Genomic DNA, 18,782 nt, shown 5'->3' on the forward strand with positions numbered 1-18,782 from the left:
TCTTATATTGTGTTTAATGGTCATTGGACTGGTCAGTTGCGGGAACAACCGACAGCAACAGGTGCCAAAGACAACCAAGGTTCAACCGCCACCCGAAATGGTATCCGGTAATCCCAAATTTGCCGACAGCGATCCGGTGGAGTGGACCGGATCAAAGCCGTGGCACTATCCGGTGCACGGGGTGGATGTCTCGCGTTATCAGATCGGGTTGGACTGGGACCAGTTGCGGGCCAACCACATATCCTTTGGCTTTATCAAGGCGACGGAAGGGGGCGATCACACTGATCCCCAGTTCTACCACCACTGGCGCGAGGCGGCCCGCGTGGGCATTCCCCGCGGCGCATATCATTTCTATTATTTCTGCCGCACACCCGAAGAACAGGCCCGCTGGTTTATCCAGCATGTGCCCAAAGATCCCGGTGCCTTGCCGCCGGTTCTCGATATCGAATGGAACCACCAGTCGCGCACCTGCCGTTTGCGTCCTGACGGGGAAACCGTGCGCGATGACATGCGGACCTTCCTTCGGATCATTGAAGCCCATTACGGCAAGCGTCCGGTGATCTACACCACGCCGGATTTCTACAAGGAAAACGATCTGGGGCGGTTGAACGGCTATCCTTACTGGCTGCGGTCGGTCGCGGATCACCCCTCCAAAGTCTATCCGGGAGAACGCTGGGTTTTCTGGCAGTACAGCGGTACAGGCCGTGTTCCCGGATCGCCCGGCGACATTGATCTGAACGTGTTTGACGGGACGCCTGCGCTCTGGCGGATGTGGTTGGCGCAGAACGGGATCGCCCTGCGCTAGTCCACGGTGTCACACCTTAATAAGACAGCGCCTTTTGCACGGCCGGACGCTGTTTCATCGACTCGTAATGGGTCGCAACACGGGGCAGGGTGGTGATGTCCACCCCGTCCCCTTTCAACCAACTGGCGGTTTTAAACAGATAGCCGTCCGCCAGTGTGTATTGTTCCCCCATCACCCAAGGCCCTTGCAGGTAATGGTCCTCGATCAGCGCGAAACTCTCAAACATCGTGGTTTTCACATGGGCGGCCATATCCTCTAGGCTGGACGGCTGTGTTGCCCAGCGGTGGCCCCGTTTGCGGTGGGCATGGTTCACGTGCACGGTGGAGGCGAGATAGCTGTTAAACTCCTGCCATTTGGCAAAAGCAAATGGATCGCGCGGCGCAAGATCACGCTCTGGCACCAAAGCCGCGATATAGGCGAGAATGGCAGGTGTCTCGGTCAGAATACCCGCATCGCTCACCAGCGCAGGCACGCGGCCCTTGGGGTTGGTTTTCAGGTAGTCCGCGGAGCGCTGCTGCGTCGTTTCGAAATCCACCAGAGTCGCGGTGAAGGGCAGCTCGGCTTCATGCAGGGCAATCAGGCTGGCGAGAGCAACAGTGCCGGGGGCATAGAACAGTTCCATCGGGTATCCTTCAGTCATTTTCCGGCACCATGCGTCGGTTTTCGCGCAAAAACCAGAGCGGCAGAGAATTAATATCAAAGGTTTGTATATCCGGATTATAAGCATAGATATCAGACAGGCACAGGGTGCACGAACGCGCGCTGTGCAGGGTAAGGATACGGGTCTTTCATGGAACAGAGCTTTGCTACCAAGTCGGCGTTTCGCTTTGGCTACGGGTTTTCGCCAACGGATCGGGATGTCGCGGGCGTTGACGACCTGCTGGCGCAACTACGCGGCCCTGATCTCGGCGTGGCACAGTTTGCCGGACCGATGCTGGAAGAACGGCTGGCGATCCAACGGGCCTACCAGCAATTGCGCAACACGATGAAAAAAGGCGATGACTCCGTCAAACCAGAACTGAAAAAGGCCACCCGCCTGCGCAACCGGATGCGCGGTGATGACACCCGCCACTTGTTCCAGCGCGCGATGATGGACGGACAGGGCTTTCGCGAGAGGATCGCCTTCTTCTGGATGGACCACTTTACAGTGATCCCCAAGGGGCGTGCGGGCAATGCGCTTTGGGGGAATTACATCGAAGAAGGATTGCGCCCCCATATCACCGCCAGTTTCGGGGATCTGCTGGTGTCCGCTGTAACCCATCCTTCGATGCTGATTTATCTTGATCAGGTGCGCTCTACCGGACCGAACTCCGCAGTGGGCAAACGCAAGAAACAGGGGTTGAATGAAAACCTCGCCCGTGAGGTGCTGGAACTGCACACAATGGGCGTTGGCGGCGCCTATACCCAAAGCGATGTGCGCCAGTTGGCCGAACTGCTGACGGGGCTCGACTTTGACAAGAACGGTGCGAAATTCAACAAACGCAAGGCAGAGCCGGGGGCGGAAACCGTGCTTGGCAAAACCTATGGCGGCGATCCGGCGCAGCGTAGTCACATCGAGGCCTTCTTGCGCGATGTGGCCCGCCATCCCGACACAGCCCGCCATATTGCCCGCAAGCTGGCGGTGCATTTTGTCTCTGACACGCCGGAACAATCGCTGATCGACCATATCGAACAGGCTTTCTTGCAAACCGACGGAGATCTGCCCAGCGTTTACGGTGCCATGCTCGACCATCCGTCCGCATGGGCCCCCTTGGGCCAGAAAACCAAGCAACCGTTTGATTTCATGGTGTCAAGCTATCGGGCGCTTGGCGTCACACCGCAGGATTACAACAAACCCTCTAATGGGCAGATCAACAAACGGCTGATGCTGCCGATGCAGTTTATGGGTCAACCCCTGCGAAAAGCCCCCGGTCCCAACGGCTGGCCGGAAGAGGCCGAAGCCTGGATCACCCCGCAAGGGCTGGCAGGGCGGCTGCAATGGTCTTTGTCCACCACCACCCGCTGGGGGCAGGATCTGGACCCGCGCGAATTTATCAACACCGCCCTGCGCGAACTGCCCGGTGGCACGCTCAAATTTGCCGTAGCCGGCGCGGAACGGCGCGTTGAGGGGCTGACGCTTGTGCTCGCCTCGCCCGAATTTAACAGGAGATAGGCCGATGGACGCTTCAAGACGCAAGTTTCTGGCACAAACCCTCGCCCTTGGGTGTTCGGCTGCGGCCAGCCCGCTGGTTACGCCTGTGACCTTCGCTTCGATTCCGTCTGACAACCGACTGGTAGTCATCGTGCTGCGCGGGGCGATGGACGGGCTCGACATCTGTGCGCCCCTTGGCGATCCCCTGTTCACACAGTACCGCCCCGGCCTGACCAAGCGAGAGTTCCGCGATCTGGACGGGTATTTCGCGCTGAATGAAAACCTTGCCGATCTGATGCCGCTTTGGAAAGCGGGGGAACTGGGCTTTGTGCAGGCCGTGTCAACGCCTTACCGCGACAAGCGCAGCCATTTTGACGGGCAGGACCTGCTAGAGGCGGGACTGGCGGAAACAGGCGGCAATGTGCGGGAAAGTGGCTGGATCAACCGGATGCTCTCGCTTATTCCGGGCGCGGAACAGGACAGCGCCTTTTCTGTCGGGCGCGAAAGCATGCTGATCCTGCGGGGCGATTTTCCGGTAACAAGCTGGGCACCGGAAAGCCGTGTGGATATGTCCCCCCACGGGCAGCTGTTGCTTGATGCCATCTATGCCAAAGACCCGTTGTTCGCACAGGCCGGACAGACGGCGCTGACACTGGCGGCACAATTGTCGATGGCGCAGATGGAAGGCGATGCAGAGGACGAGGACGGCGAGATGATGGCCGAAATGCTCAAGAGCATGAAATCCTCACAGGCGGCACAACAGGCCAGCGGTCTCGCGGCCTTCGCAGCAGAACGTCTGAAAGAGGACACCCGTTTTGCAACGTTTTCCATCGGTGGCTGGGATACCCATTTGCGGCAGGATCGTTCGATCCGCAATGCGTCCAAGGAGTTACAGGCCGCATTGCTGACCCTGCATGAACAGCTCGGTCCGGTTTGGGACAAAACCTGCGTGCTGTGCCTGACTGAGTTTGGCCGCACCGTGCGGGAAAACGGCTCAGGCGGGACCGATCACGGCACAGGCGGAGCGATGATTATGGCGGGTGGCGCGATCAAGGGACGCAAGGTCTACGGCGACTGGCCGGGGCTGGAGGATGCCGCCCTGTACGAGCAGCGCGACCTGATGCCCACCGCCGACCTGCGCCGCTACGCCGGATGGGCTGCCCATGACCTGTTCGGCCTCTCTGTGGCGCAAATCGAAAGCACTGTCTTCCCCGGCGTGGACATGTTCCAGAACCCCGGCTTCCTGCGCTAACCAGCAAAATCACCGGCCCATATGGACATTTCCGCAGGCGTGTTTATGTGAATTGTCAGGATTTACTTGGGAAAAGGTGACGGGGCATGGGCAAACCTGTGGGTTTTGAGGTCAAAGACTGGGTCGCGCCGCCCCGTCCGCAGGATGCACCGATGGAAGGGCGCTATGCCCGTCTGGAACGTATCAACGCCGAAGCCCATAGCGGTGATCTGTTCAAAGCCAATTCCGAAGACGCTTCGGACGGGATCTGGGATTATTTGCCCTATGGTCCGTATCACGCGCAGGCCACCTATCACAAATGGCTGCGCGACATGGCGCAACAGGATGATCCCTGTTTTTTTGCCATTAAGAATAAGGAACTGGGCCGTTTCTGCGGTGTAGCCTCTTACCTGCGCATTGACCCGACGGCCGGTTCGATCGAGGTTGGCCACATCAATTTTGCCCCCGCCCTGCAACGGACCCGTGCTGCGACCGAAGCGATGTATCTGATGATGAAATGGGCCTTTGAAGCGGGGTATCGCCGCTATGAATGGAAATGCGATGCGCTGAACAGCGGTTCCCGCCGCGCCGCCCAGCGTCTGGGGCTGTCCTACGAAGGTGTGTTCCGTCAGGCCACCATGTATAAGGGCCGCAACCGCGACACCGCATGGTTCGCAGCCATTGACAAGGAATGGCCCGCACTGGAAGCGGCGTTTCAGGCATGGCTCGACCCGTCCAATTTTACCGCAGAGGGGCGGCAGATCGACTCGCTCGGCAATCTTACCGCCCTTGTGCGTGTCGCCTCCGATCCAACACTGGAGCCTTAATATGCCTAAGAAAAATGTACAGGCGTTGCAGTTCATGCTGTCGCGCCGCTCGACCTCTCATAAAACCCTGACCCATCCGGTACCCGACCGCGATGAGGTGGAAACCATCCTTACCGCAGGCGCCCGCGTGCCCGATCACAAAATGCTGGAGCCTTTCCGCTTTGTGGTGTTGCAGGATGCCGCCCTGAGCCGTCTTGGAGCAGCAGTGCAGGGGTATGGTGAAACCACAGGCATCCCTCAGGACAAGATCGACAAGGCCGTGTTCAACTTTGCCAATGCGCCTTTTGGCATTGCGGTGGTGGCGAGCCTGAAGCCGAATGAAGCGATCCCCGAAGTGGAGCAAACCCTTGCCGTCGGCGCCTGCTGTCTCAGCGTGCTGAACGCAGCACTTGCCAGCGGTTGGGGCGCGAACTGGATCACCGGCTGGGCAGCGTTCGATCACCCGTTCCTTCAGGCCAACATGGGGTTGGACACCGGAGAATACGTCGCCGGATTTATCTTCATCGGAACACCGAAATCCGAACCAAGCGACCGCAAACGCCCGGATCTCGATGCGATCACAACTTGGGTAGAGACATGATTTTCGACGATTTCGCCAAGGCGCTGGGGCAGATCGGGGACCCGAAATTTCGCAGCGTCCTGCTGCGCGGCATCGGTCTGACGGTTTTGCTGCTGGCCGGTGTGACAACGGGTGTGCAATTCCTGTTGCCAGAGAGCGTCAGCCTGCCGTGGTTTGGTGAAATCGGCTGGCTGTCTACCTTGCTGTCCGGCTTTGTGCTGGTGGCAATGATCGGCCTGTCGGTCATCCTGATGGTGCCGGTCGCCTCTTTGTTCACCGGCTTCTTTCTCGATCAGGTGATGGATGCCGTGGAGGCTAAACATTTTCCCGCACTGGAACCCGCCAGTTCCGTCTCTTTTACGGAAACTTTGATGGATGCGCTCGGCTTTTTCGGCTTGCTGGTGGTTGTGAACCTGCTGGCGCTGGTCATTTACCTGCTGTCCACGCTGGCCGCTCCGCTGGTGTTCTGGGCGGTGAACGGCGTGATGCTGGGGCGGGAGTATTTCCAGATGGTCGCCATGCGACGGCTCGGGCGGGCAGGGGCCAAACAACTGCGGGCGCGCCATCGCGGGCAGATCTGGCTGGCCGGAGCGCTGATGGCCATTCCCCTGACCGTGCCGATTGTCAATCTGGTCATTCCGGTTCTGGGGGTCGCCACCTTTACCCATCTGTTCCACAGGGTCAATAAAACCGGCAAACCGGTGCTCTGAAACGCAAAAAGCCGGACCTTGAACAGTCCGGCTTTCTTCTGGCGTAAAATATCCCCGCCGGAGGCTGTAAAACTTTTACAGCGCCCCGACAGAGGATCTAAGGTCTTAGTCCTTGCGGAAGTGGGATTTTTCACGGGGTTTGCCGTGCCAGCCGGTTTTCCCGCGATCAGCACCCCGATCACCACCGCGGTCGCCGCCACGATCCCCACCACGATCACCACCGCGGCCACCCTTGTCGAAGGGACGTTTGCCGCCACGGTCGTCGCCCTCGCGGGTTTCCCATTTTTTCAGCAGGATGTTGTCAAAGGTATCGCGATGGATCACACCTTCGTTACACCAGACGAGTGAGACGGCATCCCCGTCCACAGCTTCCACCGCCATACGGGGGGAGCCGGAAATAAGTGCGGCCAAATCGCCGGGTTTCAGAGTAGGCATAACAGATCGCTCCTTGGATCAGCAAAGTTCAAGACGCCGCTGTAGTGGGAAACCGGCGTCTTGGAAAGGGTTATTCGTCCAGATGGGCATCAATTTCCAGCCAGACCTGCTTTAATACATGGGGTTCTTCCATCAGAACTTCATGTTGTGCGCCTTCCAGTTCCACCAGTTGGCCGTTGGGCCATTTGCCCATGACCTTGCGGATCGCGTCTTTGGATACGATGGATTCCTTGCTGCCCAGAAAACACAGACAGTCATGGGGGGGCGGTGCGGCTGCGATCAGGGCGCGGGTTTCCCGTTTGGCGCGGTTCAGCCAGTGAACGGACGGTCCCCCGAGACCCATTTCGGGATGCTGCGCGATGTGACTTTGCATGACTTTGTAGCTGGCTTCGTCATTGGTCAGGGCGTTGCCCTCAAACGGTTGCTCCTGCACGTAATTCGTCGGCCCGCCTGTGGGCACAAAGCGCTGTCCCAATCCAATGCCCGGCCCGAAGGTGGAAACGATCCACGCCGGCACCCGCATGTGGGAGGCAACATAAATGTCCCACATTGGCGCACTGAAGATCGCCTTTTCGACAGGCAGTCCGTCCAGCAGGGCACGCAGGCCGATGGCCCCGCCCATAGAGTGGGCAATCATCGCATAAGGATCGGGCAGGCCCGTATCGCGCACCGTGGCGAGAACTTCGGCCACATCAAGCTGGTAGTCGCTGAATTCCTTCACCCAACCCATAGGCGGGTGCACGGGGTGGCGGTCCGACAGGCCCTGACCGCGCCAGTCCACCACAGCCACACTATAGCCGCGATCCAGCAGGCGGTCCGTCACATCGCCATATTTTTCGATAAATTCCGTGCGGCCCGGAAACACCAGAACCGTTTTGTCGCCGCTGCCCTGCCAGACCGCGACGCGGATGCGGGTTCCGTCCGCGCAGCTTCGCCAATAGGCTTTGCCGCCTTCGGGCATGCGCTCCAGATCGGTGTGCAGCTCTGCGGTGTCCATAGGTGCAATATCCTCGTCATGGGGCAATTCGGCGTACCGGTCGGCTGGAAAGGGTCGCCACAGGGATGGCGACCCTACCGGATCACGCCAGCAAAGCGCCCAGTTTCATGGCAACGCCCATGTCTCCATCCACCGCCAGTTTGCCGGTCATGAAAGCAGAGGTCGGGTTCACATCACCGTCCATCATGCCGACGAAGGTTTCAGCGTCAGCGGTCAGGGTGCAGTCTGTTTCTTCATCTCCGGCCCGTGCGCCATTTGAGTCCACAACCAGCGAGCCTTCGCCGGTGATTTCCACTTTGACCGATCCGTCAAAGCCGTCATCGCCAAGTTTCGCGTTCAGCGCTTCGACCGCCTGGTTGATTACATCGCTCATGTTTGATCCTTTCGGGTTCCAATTTTCAGGTTTTGACCTAGATTAATCTGCAGAACCAAACATGGTGACTTTTTATGAAAACTGCAAACCGTGCCGTGGCGTTAATCTATGCGATCCCAATTGCCTTTGGACTGCAATTTGCCGCAACTTTAACGATAGCGCAAACCGAAACTTTAGACGGTTTGTTTCAACAGCTAAAGACCGCCGAGCCAGAGGAAGTGCCTGCCATTGAGAGGCAGATCTTTCAGGCGTGGTCGAAATCAGGCTCCGCCGCGATGGACCTGCTGCTGGAGCGGGGCCGGTCAGAGCTCCGGGAGGGCAATTTTGATGCGGCGATCATGCATTTCTCGGCGCTGATTGACCATGCGCCCGATTTCGCAGAGGGCTGGAATGCGCGGGCCACGGCGTGGTTTGCCAAAGACCGCTACGGCCTGTCGATTGTGGACATCCGCCAGACCCTGTTGCTTGAACCCCGCCATTTTCGCGCCCTGACCGGACTCGCGCTGATCTTAGAGCGGCTGGAACGTCCCGAAGATGCTTTGCAGGTTTACCAGCAGGTTGAAGAGATCCACCCCCACCGCCCCGAAGTGAAGCTGGCCATCGAGCGGCTGAGCGCCGAGTTGGAAGGGGTGCCGCTGTAGCCCGCAATGCCATCTGAGTATTTTTGGAACATTGAAGCCGGTTTGGGCTCGCTATTGCTCTGTGGTTGAGGCGGGAGCGTGTTTCGGTGTAGAGGTGCCTCTCGAGAAGCTGGAAGCCGTTTATCATGACCAATTTGCCTGCGCGCGTTTGTGCGGTTCTGGGGCCCACCAACACCGGAAAGACCCATTACGCGATCGAGCGTATGCTGGCGCATCGAACGGGTGTAATCGGCCTGCCTTTGCGTCTGCTGGCGCGAGAGGTTTACGACAAGATCGTCGCGCTGCGCGGTCCGTCTGTGGTGGCGCTGGTGACAGGGGAAGAGCGGATCGTGCCGCCCCGTGCCGCCTATTGGGTCTGCACGGTCGAGGCAATGCCGCAGGGGATCGGTCCAGATTTCGTTGCAATTGACGAAGTGCAACTGTGTGCCGATCCGGAACGGGGGCATGTGTTTACCGACCGCCTGCTGCATATGCGGGGCGGTCGCGAGACGTTGTTTCTGGGGGCGGAAACCATGCGCGGTGTGATCGCGCAACTGGTGCCCAAAGCGGAGTTCATGCGTCGTGAGCGGTTTTCCCAGCTGAGCTACACAGGTCCGAAAAAGACAAGCCGGATGCCCGAACGCTCTGCAATCGTCGGGTTTTCGGTTGACAATGTCTATGCCATTGCCGAACTGCTGCGCCGCCAGAAAGGGGGGGCGGCTGTGGTGATGGGGGCGCTTTCGCCACGGACGCGGAATGCACAGGTAGAGATGTACCAGAATGGTGACGTTGAATATCTGGTGGCCACAGATGCTATTGGCATGGGGCTTAATCTGGATGTGAACCATGTGGCGTTTTCCAGCCTGACCAAATTTGACGGGCGCAAGATGCGTCACCTGATGCCAAACGAGTTAAGCCAGATCGCGGGACGGGCAGGGCGTCACACGAACAACGGGACGTTTGGTGTTACAGGGGAGGCGCCGCCGCTGGACCCCGAGGTGGTTGAAGCGATTGAAAGCCACCGCTTTACCCCGATCAAAAAGCTGCAATGGCGCAACAACCGGCTGGAGTTCGGTACGCTTGACGCCTTGTTGAACTCGCTATCTGCCCCGTCGGGCGAAATGCAACTGGCCCGCACGCGGGACGCGGACGATCACCGCACCCTGCAGGCATTGAGTCAGATACCGGAGGTGGCGGCACGCGCGCGTACCCCTGCGGCTGTGCGCCTGTTGTGGGATGTCTGCCAGATACCGGACTTCCGGCAGGTCTCTTTCAACGAGCACAACGCCATCGTGCAGCGGATTTTCGAGTTCCTGCATCAGGACGGGCAGATTAGCCAGGGGTGGTTGCAGGACCGCGTTGCTCGGATCGACAAACCCGCCGGAGACATTGATGCCCTGTCCAAAAGACTGGCATATATCCGCACATGGACCTATGTAGCCCAACGAAAGGGCTGGGTTCAGGATGAAAACTATTGGCGCGGCGAAACCCGTGCAGTAGAAGATCGCCTATCAGATGCGCTGCATGGCGCGTTAACACAGAGATTTGTCGACCGGCGCACCAGCGTTTTGATGCGGCGGTTGAAGCAGAAGGAGAGCCTTGTGGCTGAAGTGAACGACAAGGGTGAAGTGACCGTAGAGGGGCAGTTTGCCGGTAAATTGACAGGTTTCAGGTTCCAACTGGACCCCAAAGCAACCGGTGAAGAGGCAAAGACACTGCGCTCTGCGGCATTGCAGGCATTGCAGCCACAATTCAAGCTGATGTCAGACCGGTTTTACAATGCGCCGGACACAGAGTTCGACTTTACCGAGCAAGGCGGCCTGATGTGGGGCGAATACGCGGTGGGCAAACTGGTTGCCGGCGGCGATGCGCTGTCCCCGATTGTCGAACCCTTTGTAGATGAAGAAGCCGGTGCGGAAGTTGCAGAAAAGCTGCGCCGCCGGTTGAGCCACTTTATCAACCGCAAGATCGAGGCGGTTTTCGAGCCGCTGATCGCATTGAAGAACGATGAGACCGTCACAGGGCTGGCCCGCGGGGTTGCCTTCCGTCTGGTGGAATCGCTCGGGGTTATCCCCCGTTCGGTGATTGCGGACGATGTGAAGGCACTGGATCAGGACGCACGGGGCCTGCTGCGCAAACACGGTATCCGTTTTGGCCAGTTTACCATCTTTCAGCACCTGATGCTGAAACCCGCGCCGACCCGTCTGCGTCTGGTGTTGTGGTCCTTGCAGGAAGGCCTGTCCGAATTTCCGGAGGCACCGCCCCCCGGTCTGGTGACAATTCCGGCCGTTCCGGATGCGCCGAAGGGCTATTATCCCCGTGCGGGCTATCGTCTTGCGGGCGAACGGGCGATTCGCATTGATATGCTGGAGCGTCTGGCGGATATGCTGCGGGCTGTGGACACCCGTGGCGGGTTTGAGGCGACAGCGGATATGTTGTCGATCACCGGCATGACGCTGGAACAATTCGCGGATCTTATGGGTGGTCTCGGCTACGCAGGAGAGCGGGGCGAGCGGGCCAAGGTGAAAGCTGTCGAGCCGGCGCAAAAAGCTGCTGCACCTGCGGAGGCAGCACAAGAGGCCGCTGCACCTGCGGAGGCAGCGCCGGAAACTGCACCTGCGGATGTGGCAGAGTCCACAGCGACAGAGGTTGCCCCCGAAGCAGCGGCCGAGGTCGCGCCTGCCGCGTCGGGCGAAACGGCTGAGGCTGAGCCTGAAACCAGCACTGACGCCAGCGCGGACGCTAGTGCAGAGGCAGAAGCCGCAGAGATGGAGGTGTTCTACACCTTCCGCTGGGTGCCCAAAAAACGCCCCGCCGATCAGGGCCGTGCGCGTAACGCCGGGCCCAAAGGCAAAGGGCAGGGCAAGGGTCAGCCCCGTGGTAATGCTAAGAAGCCGGAGCATAAAGGCAAGCCACGCAGCGGCAAACCGGCCCCGAACAGGGACAAACCGATTGACCCTGACAACCCGTTTGCAGCCCTGATGGCGCTTAAGAACAAATCCTGAGCAGGCAGAGTTGAATACGGCCCGCCCGACAATACGGATCGACAAATGGCTGTGGTTTGCGCGGTTTTTCAAATCGCGCAGCCTGAGCGCCAAACTGGTTGCGGGCGGTCATATGCGGGTGAACTCTGAACGGGTTTCCAAGGGCAGTTTCGGCGTGGGGGCCGGAGATGTGCTGACCTTTCCTCAGGGGGATTATGTGCGGGTGATAGAGGTCGTGGCGCTCGGGGAGCGGCGCGGCCCCGCACCGGAGGCGCAGTCGCTTTATAGTGATCTGTCGCCACCCCAAAAACAGGACCGACCCTACCATCCACCGAATCCCGAAGCCGACCGCAGCGGCCGTCCCAACCGGCAGGAACGGGCCGCGATGGAGCGGTTCAAGGACAAGAGTGCGGATTAGGGCGGCAACTCCGGTGCGTTTGACCTGCGAAACTGTGATTTGGCAGGACAAAATTCGCTCTGGCCGCGACTGTAAAACAAGCCTATAACGCGAATAACACCTAGAGTTTGAGAGTATACTAATGACTTATGTGGTTATCGAGAACTGCATCGCCTGCAAACACACCGATTGCGTGGAAGTCTGCCCCGTAGATTGCTTCTACGAGGGTGAAAACATGCTGGTCATTCATCCCGATGAATGTATCGACTGCGGTGTATGCGAGCCGGAATGCCCTGTAGATGCGATCCGTCCGGACACCGAGCCGGATATGGAAAAATGGGTCGAGTTCAACCGCGAGTATTCGGAAAAATGGCCGGTGCTGATCACCAAGATCGACGCATTGCCCAACGCCGAGGAGCGCGACGGGGAAGAGGGCAAGATGGAGAAATACTTCTCGCCCAACCCTGGCAAAGGCGAATAATCCACCGCAATATCTGCAATTTTACCGGCCTCTAGGAAAGGGGCCGGTTTTGTGGTATGATGATGATTGGAAATAGGCCCGACTATCGGCGGAGGCTGCTCGCTCCCGTTTTTTTGCCACTCTGGAAACTCGGTGCTTTGGCGATCCCGTTCAGCCAAGGTAGCGGTTTTCGCTGTTTCAAAAACTGGCCCCCGCGGATCGGGGTGCTTTGATAGGGCTGCTATAAAAGGACCATGGACTCTATGGCTAAGAAAAAGAATTTGGACTTCAATCCGGACGATTTTGTCGTCTATCCCTCCCACGGTGTTGGCAAGATCGTCAATATCGAAGAACAGGAAATCGCCGGCATCCATATGGAACTGTTCGTGATTGCCTTTGAAAAAGACAAAATGACCCTGCGGGTTCCGACCGCCAAGGCAACCGCTGTTGGTATGCGCGGCCTGTCCAGCCCCGAGGTTGTGGCCAAGGCCATGACCACGCTGAAGGGGCGTGCCCGTGTGAAGCGTGCCATGTGGTCCCGCCGCGCGCAGGAATACGAGCAAAAGATCAACTCCGGTGATCTGATCTCTATCGCGGAAGTGGTGCGCGACCTGCACCGCAGCGACGACCAGCGCGAGCAGTCCTATTCAGAGCGTCAGCTTTACGAAGCCGCGCTGGAGCGGTTGACCCGTGAAGTGGCCGCGGTTGACGGTGACGACGAAATGAAGGCGCAGACCCGCATTGACGAGGTTCTGTCCAGCCGTGCGGCTGCTGCTGCATAAGGTGTGATCCTGTCGGATCAAAGGGCCGTCGGTGGAAACACCGGCGGCCTTTTGTTGTGCAAGCGGGCGGTGGGCACGGCCAGCGCCACAGGCTTTAACAGGTTTTCAAACAGCACCGAATCACCCCTAGCTTTTTGCGCGGATCGTGACTAAACTTGGCAGATGTCCCAGCCAGCCCGTTAAAGAGGCGGCGGGATCTGGCAGAGCATAGGCAAGGACAGGCGTTTACGATGACGGAAATGGTGTTTGGCACTGTGGCTTCAAAGCCCGGTGAACCCGTGTTGCCCAAATGGTGGCGGACGGTGGATAAATGGGCGCTTTCTGCGATCATGATGCTGTTTCTTATCGGTATTCTGCTGGGGCTTGCGGCCTCGGTGCCGCTGGCCGAACGGAACGGGCTGACGCAGTTCTACTATGTCTACAAGCAGTTGTTCTTCGGCTCTATCGCCCTGATTACAATGATCCTTGTGTCAATGCTGTCGCCCAAACACGTCCGTCGCCTCGGGGTTTTCGGCTTTGTGTGCTGCCTGTTGGCGATCTGTGCCTTGCCGTTTATCGGTACGGATTTCGGCAAGGGGGCAACCCGCTGGATCTCGCTCGGTTTTGCCTCTGTGCAGCCGTCCGAGTTTCTTAAACCCGGCTTTGTGGTGTTTTCCGCATGGCTGATGGCCGCCAGCTTTGAGGTCGGTGGCCCGCCCGGTAAGCGTATGTCCTTTGCGGTGACGGTACTGATTGCCTTTCTGCTGGCGCTGCAGCCGGATTTCGGACAGGCCTGTCTGGTTCTTGCAAGCTGGACGCTGATGTATTTCGTGGCCGGTGCGCCGATGCTGTTGCTGGCTGGACTGGCTGGCGGAGTGGTCGGAGCCGGTTTCATCGCCTATAATTCCTCTGAACACTTTGCCCGCCGGATCGACGGTTATCTCAACCCCGAAGTGGATCCGCGCACCCAGATCGGCTATGCCACCAATGCCATTCAGGAAGGCGGCTTTTTCGGGGTTGGCGTCGGTGAGGGCCGCGTGAAATGGTCCCTGCCGGATGCCCACACGGATTTCATCATCGCAGTGGCGGCAGAAGAATATGGTCTGATCCTTGTTCTGGCGATCATTGCCCTGTTCATGATTATCACCGTGCGCTCTTTCCTGCGCCTGATCCACGAGCGGGACCCCTTCATCCGCTTTGCCGGAACCGGCCTTGCGGCGCTGTTTGGAATGCAAGCCCTGATCAACATGGGGGTTGCGGTCCGGCTGTTACCCGCCAAGGGAATGACCCTGCCTTTTGTCTCTTACGGCGGTTCCTCGCTGGTTGCGGCGGGAATTGGCCTCGGCTTCCTTTTGGCCTTTACACGCACCCGTCCCCAAGGGGATATCAGCGACGTTTTCGGGAATGAAAACCGTGGCGGATAAGGGGTATCATGGCAGATAAATTACTGGTCATCGCAGCAGGCGGCACTGGCGGACATATGTTTCCGGCCCAAGCGCTTGCAGAAGAAATGCTGTCCCGCGGCTGGCGGGTGCGGCTGAGCACCGATCCAAGAGGCGCCCGCTACACAGGGGGCTTTCCCGACGCGGTAGAGGTCGAAGTCGTGAATTCCGGCACCTTTGCGCGGGGTGGTCTGAAGGCGAAACTGGGCGTGCCGCTGCGGATTGCGGGCGGTGCGCTGTCGGCGTGGCGGCGGATGCGGCAGGACCCTCCGGCGGTGGTGGCAGGCTTTGGCGGCTATCCGGCCCTGCCTGCGATGATTGCTGCGATCCTGACCAAAACGCCGCGACTGATCCACGAACAGAACGGCGTGCTGGGGCGGGTCAATCAGGCCTTTGCCAAACGGGTGAACACGGTTGCTTGTGGCACCTGGCCGACCGAGCTGCCCGATGGGGTGGACGGCGTCTTTACCGGCAATCCGGTGCGCAGTGCCGTTTTGGAGCGGGCCGGTGCAGGCTATATTGCACCGGGCGACTGGCCCATGTCCGTTCTGGCCATCGGTGGCAGTCAGGGCAGCCGCATCTTGTCCCAAACGGTTCCCGCAGCGATTGCATTGCTGCCCGAGGATCTGAAGCGCCGCGTGCGGATTTCCCAACAGGCCCGCGCCGAGGACCATGACGACACGGTTGCCGCTTATGCCGCAGCAGGCGTGGACGCCGATGTATCCCCGTTTTTTGACGATATTCCGGCGCGGATGTCCGAATGCCAATTGGTGATCAGCCGGTCCGGTGCGTCCAGTGTGGCGGATATTTCCATCATCGGGCGTCCCTCTATCCTGATCCCGCTGGCCATAGCAATTCGGGACGAGCAGAGCGCCAATGCCAGAGGACTGGCCAGCGCAGGGGCTGCGATCGTGATACCGGAATCCCAGCTTTCAGCCGAAGTTCTGGCACAGAACATTGAAACCGTCCTGAGTGATGGTGAGGGCGCCTTGCATATGGCAAACGCCGCTTTGACACAGGGCAAACCGGATGCCGCCAGAGAACTTGGCGATCTGGTGGCCCAACTGGCAGGAGAATAGTATGAACGCAGCAACCAAATTGCCAACCAAGCTGGGGCCGATCCATTTCGTCGGCATCGGCGGAATTGGCATGTCAGGCATAGCCGAAGTTTTGATCAACCACGGCTACACGGTGCAAGGATCGGATTTACGACCCTCTAAAATCACCGATCGTCTGGCAGATATGGGGGCGCGGATCTGCTTTCCGCAGATGGCAGAAAATCTGGAAGATGCCGAAGTTGTTGTGATTTCAAGCGCCATCAAACCGGGCAATCCGGAACTGGACAGTGCGCGCGCCCGCGGCTTGCCGGTTGTACGCCGCGCGGAAATGCTGGCCGAGCTGATGCGTCTCAAATCCAACGTGGCCATTGCGGGCACACATGGCAAAACCACCACGACGACGATGGTTGCGACCCTGCTTGATGCCGGTGGGCTTGATCCGACGGTGGTTAACGGCGGGATCATCCATGCCTATGGCTCCAACGCGCGGATGGGCGACGGAGAGTGGATGGTCGTGGAAGCGGATGAAAGTGACGGCACCTTTAACCGTCTGCCCGCAACGATTGCGGTTGTCACCAATATCGACCCCGAACATATGGAGCATTACGGCAGCTTTGAAAATCTGCGCGAGGCGTTCCATACATTTGTCTCAAACATCCCGTTTTACGGTGTGGCCATTTGCAACACCGACCATCCCGAGGTTCAGGCGCTGGTCGGGCGGCTCGGGGACCGGCGCGTTGTGACCTACGGGTTTAACAAACAGGCCGATGTGCGTGCCGATAACCTGCGGTACGAAAACGGGCAGGCCTATTTCGACGTGTATCTGCAATCCGAGGATTCCTATATCCAGAATGTGGTTCTGCCGATGCCCGGCGATCACAACGTTTCCAACGCGCTGGCGTCGATTGCGGTTGCCCGTCATCTGGGGCTGAAGCGGGCTGAAATCCGCGAGGCGCTGAAGAATTTCAAGGGCGTTAACCGCCGCTTTACCCGTGTGGGTGTGGTGAATGGTGTGACCGTGATCGACGATTACGCCCACCATCCTGTAGAGATCACCGCCGTTCTGTCGGCGGCGAAACAAGCCACTAAAGGACGGGTTGTGGCAGTGCATCAACCCCACCGCTATTCCCGTCTGAACGATCTGTTTGAGGATTTCTGTTCCTGTTTTAACGATGCGGATGTTGTCGGCATTTCCGATGTCTACGCCGCCGGAGAAGACCCGATTGCGGGGGCGGATCGGGACGGGTTGGTGGCAGGGCTGACCGCCCACGGCCATCGTAAGGCGGTTGCTGTACCGGATGAGGCCGCTTTGCAGGCTTTTGTGGCGGAAAATTGCGAAGAGGGGGATCTTCTGGTCTGCCTCGGGGCAGGGACGATCAGCGCTTGGGCCAACAATCTGCCGAAAGCTTTGGGGTAGTGTTCGGGGTCGGGCTGCATTCCGCGATTGTGTTTGCGGCCGCTTGGGTCGGGATTGGCACCGTTGTGGCCCTTTTGCCCGCCCGTTACATTCCACCCGGAGCCTTCTTGCTAATGCTGTTGCTGGTGCCGTTATTGCCCTATTTGTGGATTGCAGGAAATCCGTTTCTGGCGGTTCTGTTTCTGGCGGCGGTCGGGTCGCTGTTGCGTTGGCCGATTGTTTATCTGGGGCGCTATATCCGGTCCAAGTTCACCGGAGAGGATTTTCAGGGCCCGAAGTTTGATTTCTATTAGCGGGGTCAGGAAAGCGTGTGATTGAAATCGGGTTGAATTCGGCCATTGTCTTTGCTGCCTGCTGGGTCGGCATGGGAACCGTAGTCGCCCTGTGCCCCAGACCCTACCATCCCCCCGGTGCATTCCTGCTTCTGTTGCTTCTTGTTCCGTTGATCCCTTACTTGTGGATCGCCGGAAACCCTTTCATCGCCCTGATGTTTGTGGCAGGTGTCGGTTCGATCATGCGCTGGCCGCTTTACTATATCGGGCGGTTTACATGGGCGCGGATCACCGGACAGCCGTTCACCTGGCTGGAGGAACATAAACTTGAAGACGGCGAAAGAAACCCGAATGAGCCTGAATATTGAGACCCTGCCGCCGGTACGCGGTACGCTGACGCCAAACCGTCCGATGGACACGCTAAGCTGGCTGAGGGTGGGTGGCCCTGCAGAGGTTCTTTTCCAACCGGCAGATCTGGCGGATTTGCAGGATTTTCTGGCCGCGCTTGATCCGTCTGTGCCGGTCTTTCCCATTGGGGTCTGTTCCAATCTGATCATCCGCGATGGTGGTCTGGACGGGGTGGTGGTGCGTTTTGGTCGTGGTTTCAATGGGATAGAGGTTCTGGAGGGCAACCGCATCCGTGCCGGTGTCGGTGCGCTTGACGCCCACGTCGCCCGCAAAGCCGCACAGGTGGGGATTGATCTGGCCTTTCTGCGCACGATACCGGGGGCAATCGGCGGGGCGGCAAAGATGAATGCGGGGTGCTATGGTACCTATCTGGCGGATGTATTTGTGCAGGCAGAGGCGCTGACCCGCACAGGTGAAGTGGTGACGCTGACACCGGAGGATATGGGGTTTGCCTATCGTTCCACCACATTGCCCGAAGGGATGATCCTGACATCTGTTGTATTGCAGGGGCGTGCGGGTGAGCCGGAGGCGATTGAAGCGAAAATGGCAGAGGCGCTTGCCAAGCGCGAAGCGACCCAGCCCACCAAGGAGCGTTCCTGCGGGTCGACCTTTCGCAATCCCGCAGGTTATTCTTCCACAGGGCAGGCGGATGATACCCATGATCTGAAGGCGTGGAAGGTCATTGACGACGCGGGAATGCGCGGTGCCAGCATCGGCGGCGCCCAGATGAGCGAGATGCATTCCAATTTCCTGATCAACAAAGGTGGCGCTTCTGCCGCAGATTTGGAAAATTTAGGGGAATTGGTGCGAAAAAGGGTTTCCGAAAACAGTGGAATAACCCTAGTATGGGAAATCATGCGCGTCGGCAAACCGGCGGCACAATAAGCGGTAGCCC

Annotated in this window: 21 protein-coding genes; 17 read left to right on the plus strand and 4 right to left on the minus strand. The window is 58.8% G+C overall.

Annotated features, from left to right (window positions below; translation table 11 throughout):
• Positions 1–16 precede the first annotated feature (16 nt).
• Positions 17–805 carry a glycoside hydrolase family 25 protein gene (locus BFV97_RS12640; protein ID WP_172827919.1) on the plus strand — a complete coding sequence of 263 codons (789 nt, stop codon included), beginning with the start codon at positions 17–19 and terminating at the stop codon, positions 803–805.
• Between the two features lie 16 nt (positions 806–821).
• On the opposite strand, the gene BFV97_RS12645 is transcribed toward BFV97_RS12640, so the two are convergent.
• Complete coding sequence (locus tag BFV97_RS12645) at positions 822–1,445, minus strand: glutathione S-transferase family protein (protein WP_069300752.1); 624 nt, start codon at positions 1,443–1,445, stop codon at positions 822–824.
• Between the two features lie 150 nt (positions 1,446–1,595).
• Here BFV97_RS12645 and BFV97_RS12650 point away from each other — a divergent pair, with 150 nt between their 5' ends.
• The 5 genes from BFV97_RS12650 (at position 1,596) to BFV97_RS12670 (ending at position 6,263) form a co-directional block, all read left to right on the plus strand.
• Positions 1,596–2,957, plus strand: a complete 1,362-nt coding sequence (locus tag BFV97_RS12650; RefSeq protein WP_069300753.1) for a DUF1800 domain-containing protein — start codon at positions 1,596–1,598, stop codon at positions 2,955–2,957.
• A gap of 4 nt (positions 2,958–2,961) precedes the next feature.
• Positions 2,962–4,188 (plus strand): DUF1501 domain-containing protein, encoded by a 1,227-nt coding sequence (locus BFV97_RS12655; protein ID WP_069300754.1) that lies wholly within the window; start codon positions 2,962–2,964, stop codon positions 4,186–4,188.
• Positions 4,189–4,274: 86 nt separating this feature from the next.
• The gene (locus BFV97_RS12660; RefSeq protein WP_069300755.1) at positions 4,275–4,994 is read left to right on the plus strand and encodes a GNAT family N-acetyltransferase; all 720 of its coding nucleotides are present in this window, start codon (positions 4,275–4,277) and stop codon (positions 4,992–4,994) included.
• A 1-nt stretch (position 4,995) separates the two neighbouring features.
• Entirely contained in the window at positions 4,996–5,574 is a 579-nt protein-coding gene (locus BFV97_RS12665) for a nitroreductase family protein (protein WP_069300756.1), read from the plus strand.
• On the plus strand, positions 5,574–6,263 hold the full coding sequence (locus BFV97_RS12670; protein WP_108721684.1) for an EI24 domain-containing protein: 690 nt from the start codon (positions 5,574–5,576) through the stop codon (positions 6,261–6,263). Before BFV97_RS12665 ends, BFV97_RS12670 begins: the two co-directional genes overlap by 1 nt.
• Before the next feature lie 105 nt (positions 6,264–6,368).
• Here BFV97_RS12670 and BFV97_RS12675 read toward each other — a convergent pair whose 3' ends face one another.
• The 3 genes from BFV97_RS12675 to BFV97_RS12685 form a co-directional block, all read right to left on the minus strand.
• Positions 6,369–6,698 carry a hypothetical protein gene (locus BFV97_RS12675; RefSeq protein WP_069300758.1) on the minus strand — a complete coding sequence of 110 codons (330 nt, stop codon included), beginning with the start codon at positions 6,696–6,698 and terminating at the stop codon, positions 6,369–6,371.
• 70 nt (positions 6,699–6,768) lie between these two features.
• The gene (locus tag BFV97_RS12680) at positions 6,769–7,695 is read right to left on the minus strand and encodes an alpha/beta hydrolase (protein ID WP_069300759.1); all 927 of its coding nucleotides are present in this window, start codon (positions 7,693–7,695) and stop codon (positions 6,769–6,771) included.
• A gap of 82 nt (positions 7,696–7,777) precedes the next feature.
• Entirely contained in the window at positions 7,778–8,068 is a 291-nt protein-coding gene (locus BFV97_RS12685) for an SCP2 sterol-binding domain-containing protein (RefSeq protein ID WP_069300760.1), read from the minus strand.
• A gap of 74 nt (positions 8,069–8,142) precedes the next feature.
• Between BFV97_RS12685 and BFV97_RS12690 the strand changes: the two genes are divergently transcribed.
• The 11 genes from BFV97_RS12690 to murB all read left to right on the plus strand — a co-directional run bounded on the left by BFV97_RS12690 (position 8,143) and on the right by murB (position 18,772).
• Positions 8,143–8,709: a tetratricopeptide repeat protein gene (locus tag BFV97_RS12690; RefSeq protein WP_083225631.1), complete on the plus strand. Its 567-nt coding sequence runs from the start codon at positions 8,143–8,145 to the stop codon at positions 8,707–8,709.
• 125 nt (positions 8,710–8,834) lie between these two features.
• Entirely contained in the window at positions 8,835–11,693 is a 2,859-nt protein-coding gene (locus BFV97_RS12695; RefSeq protein ID WP_069300761.1) for a helicase-related protein, read from the plus strand.
• Positions 11,694–11,703: 10 nt separating this feature from the next.
• Positions 11,704–12,090, plus strand: a complete 387-nt coding sequence (locus BFV97_RS12700) for an RNA-binding S4 domain-containing protein (RefSeq protein WP_083225632.1) — start codon at positions 11,704–11,706, stop codon at positions 12,088–12,090.
• 121 nt (positions 12,091–12,211) lie between these two features.
• A complete protein-coding gene (gene fdxA, locus BFV97_RS12705) occupies positions 12,212–12,550 on the plus strand; it encodes a ferredoxin FdxA (protein ID WP_069300762.1) in 339 nt (112 codons plus the stop codon).
• 242 nt (positions 12,551–12,792) lie between these two features.
• The gene (locus BFV97_RS12710; protein WP_069300763.1) at positions 12,793–13,311 is read left to right on the plus strand and encodes a CarD family transcriptional regulator; all 519 of its coding nucleotides are present in this window, start codon (positions 12,793–12,795) and stop codon (positions 13,309–13,311) included.
• A 230-nt stretch (positions 13,312–13,541) separates the two neighbouring features.
• A complete protein-coding gene (gene ftsW, locus BFV97_RS12715) occupies positions 13,542–14,714 on the plus strand; it encodes a putative lipid II flippase FtsW (protein ID WP_069300764.1) in 1,173 nt (390 codons plus the stop codon).
• Positions 14,715–14,722: 8 nt separating this feature from the next.
• Positions 14,723–15,811 carry a UDP-N-acetylglucosamine--N-acetylmuramyl-(pentapeptide) pyrophosphoryl-undecaprenol N-acetylglucosamine transferase gene (locus tag BFV97_RS12720; protein ID WP_069300765.1) on the plus strand — a complete coding sequence of 363 codons (1,089 nt, stop codon included), beginning with the start codon at positions 14,723–14,725 and terminating at the stop codon, positions 15,809–15,811.
• A 1-nt stretch (position 15,812) separates the two neighbouring features.
• A complete protein-coding gene (gene murC / locus BFV97_RS12725) occupies positions 15,813–17,207 on the plus strand; it encodes a UDP-N-acetylmuramate--L-alanine ligase (protein ID WP_069300766.1) in 1,395 nt (464 codons plus the stop codon).
• The gene (locus BFV97_RS12730; protein WP_157888322.1) at positions 17,174–17,500 is read left to right on the plus strand and encodes a DUF2484 family protein; all 327 of its coding nucleotides are present in this window, start codon (positions 17,174–17,176) and stop codon (positions 17,498–17,500) included. Before murC ends, BFV97_RS12730 begins: the two co-directional genes overlap by 34 nt.
• 17 nt (positions 17,501–17,517) lie before the next feature.
• Positions 17,518–17,847 (plus strand): DUF2484 family protein, encoded by a 330-nt coding sequence (locus tag BFV97_RS12735; protein WP_069300767.1) that lies wholly within the window; start codon positions 17,518–17,520, stop codon positions 17,845–17,847.
• Positions 17,831–18,772, plus strand: a complete 942-nt coding sequence (gene murB, locus BFV97_RS12740; protein WP_172827918.1) for a UDP-N-acetylmuramate dehydrogenase — start codon at positions 17,831–17,833, stop codon at positions 18,770–18,772. Before BFV97_RS12735 ends, murB begins: the two co-directional genes overlap by 17 nt.
• Positions 18,773–18,782: the final 10 nt, after the last annotated feature.

Source organism: Neptunicoccus sediminis (genome assembly GCF_001719615.1).
In the GTDB taxonomy this organism is placed as follows: Bacteria; Pseudomonadota; Alphaproteobacteria; order Rhodobacterales; family Rhodobacteraceae; genus Amylibacter; species Amylibacter sediminis.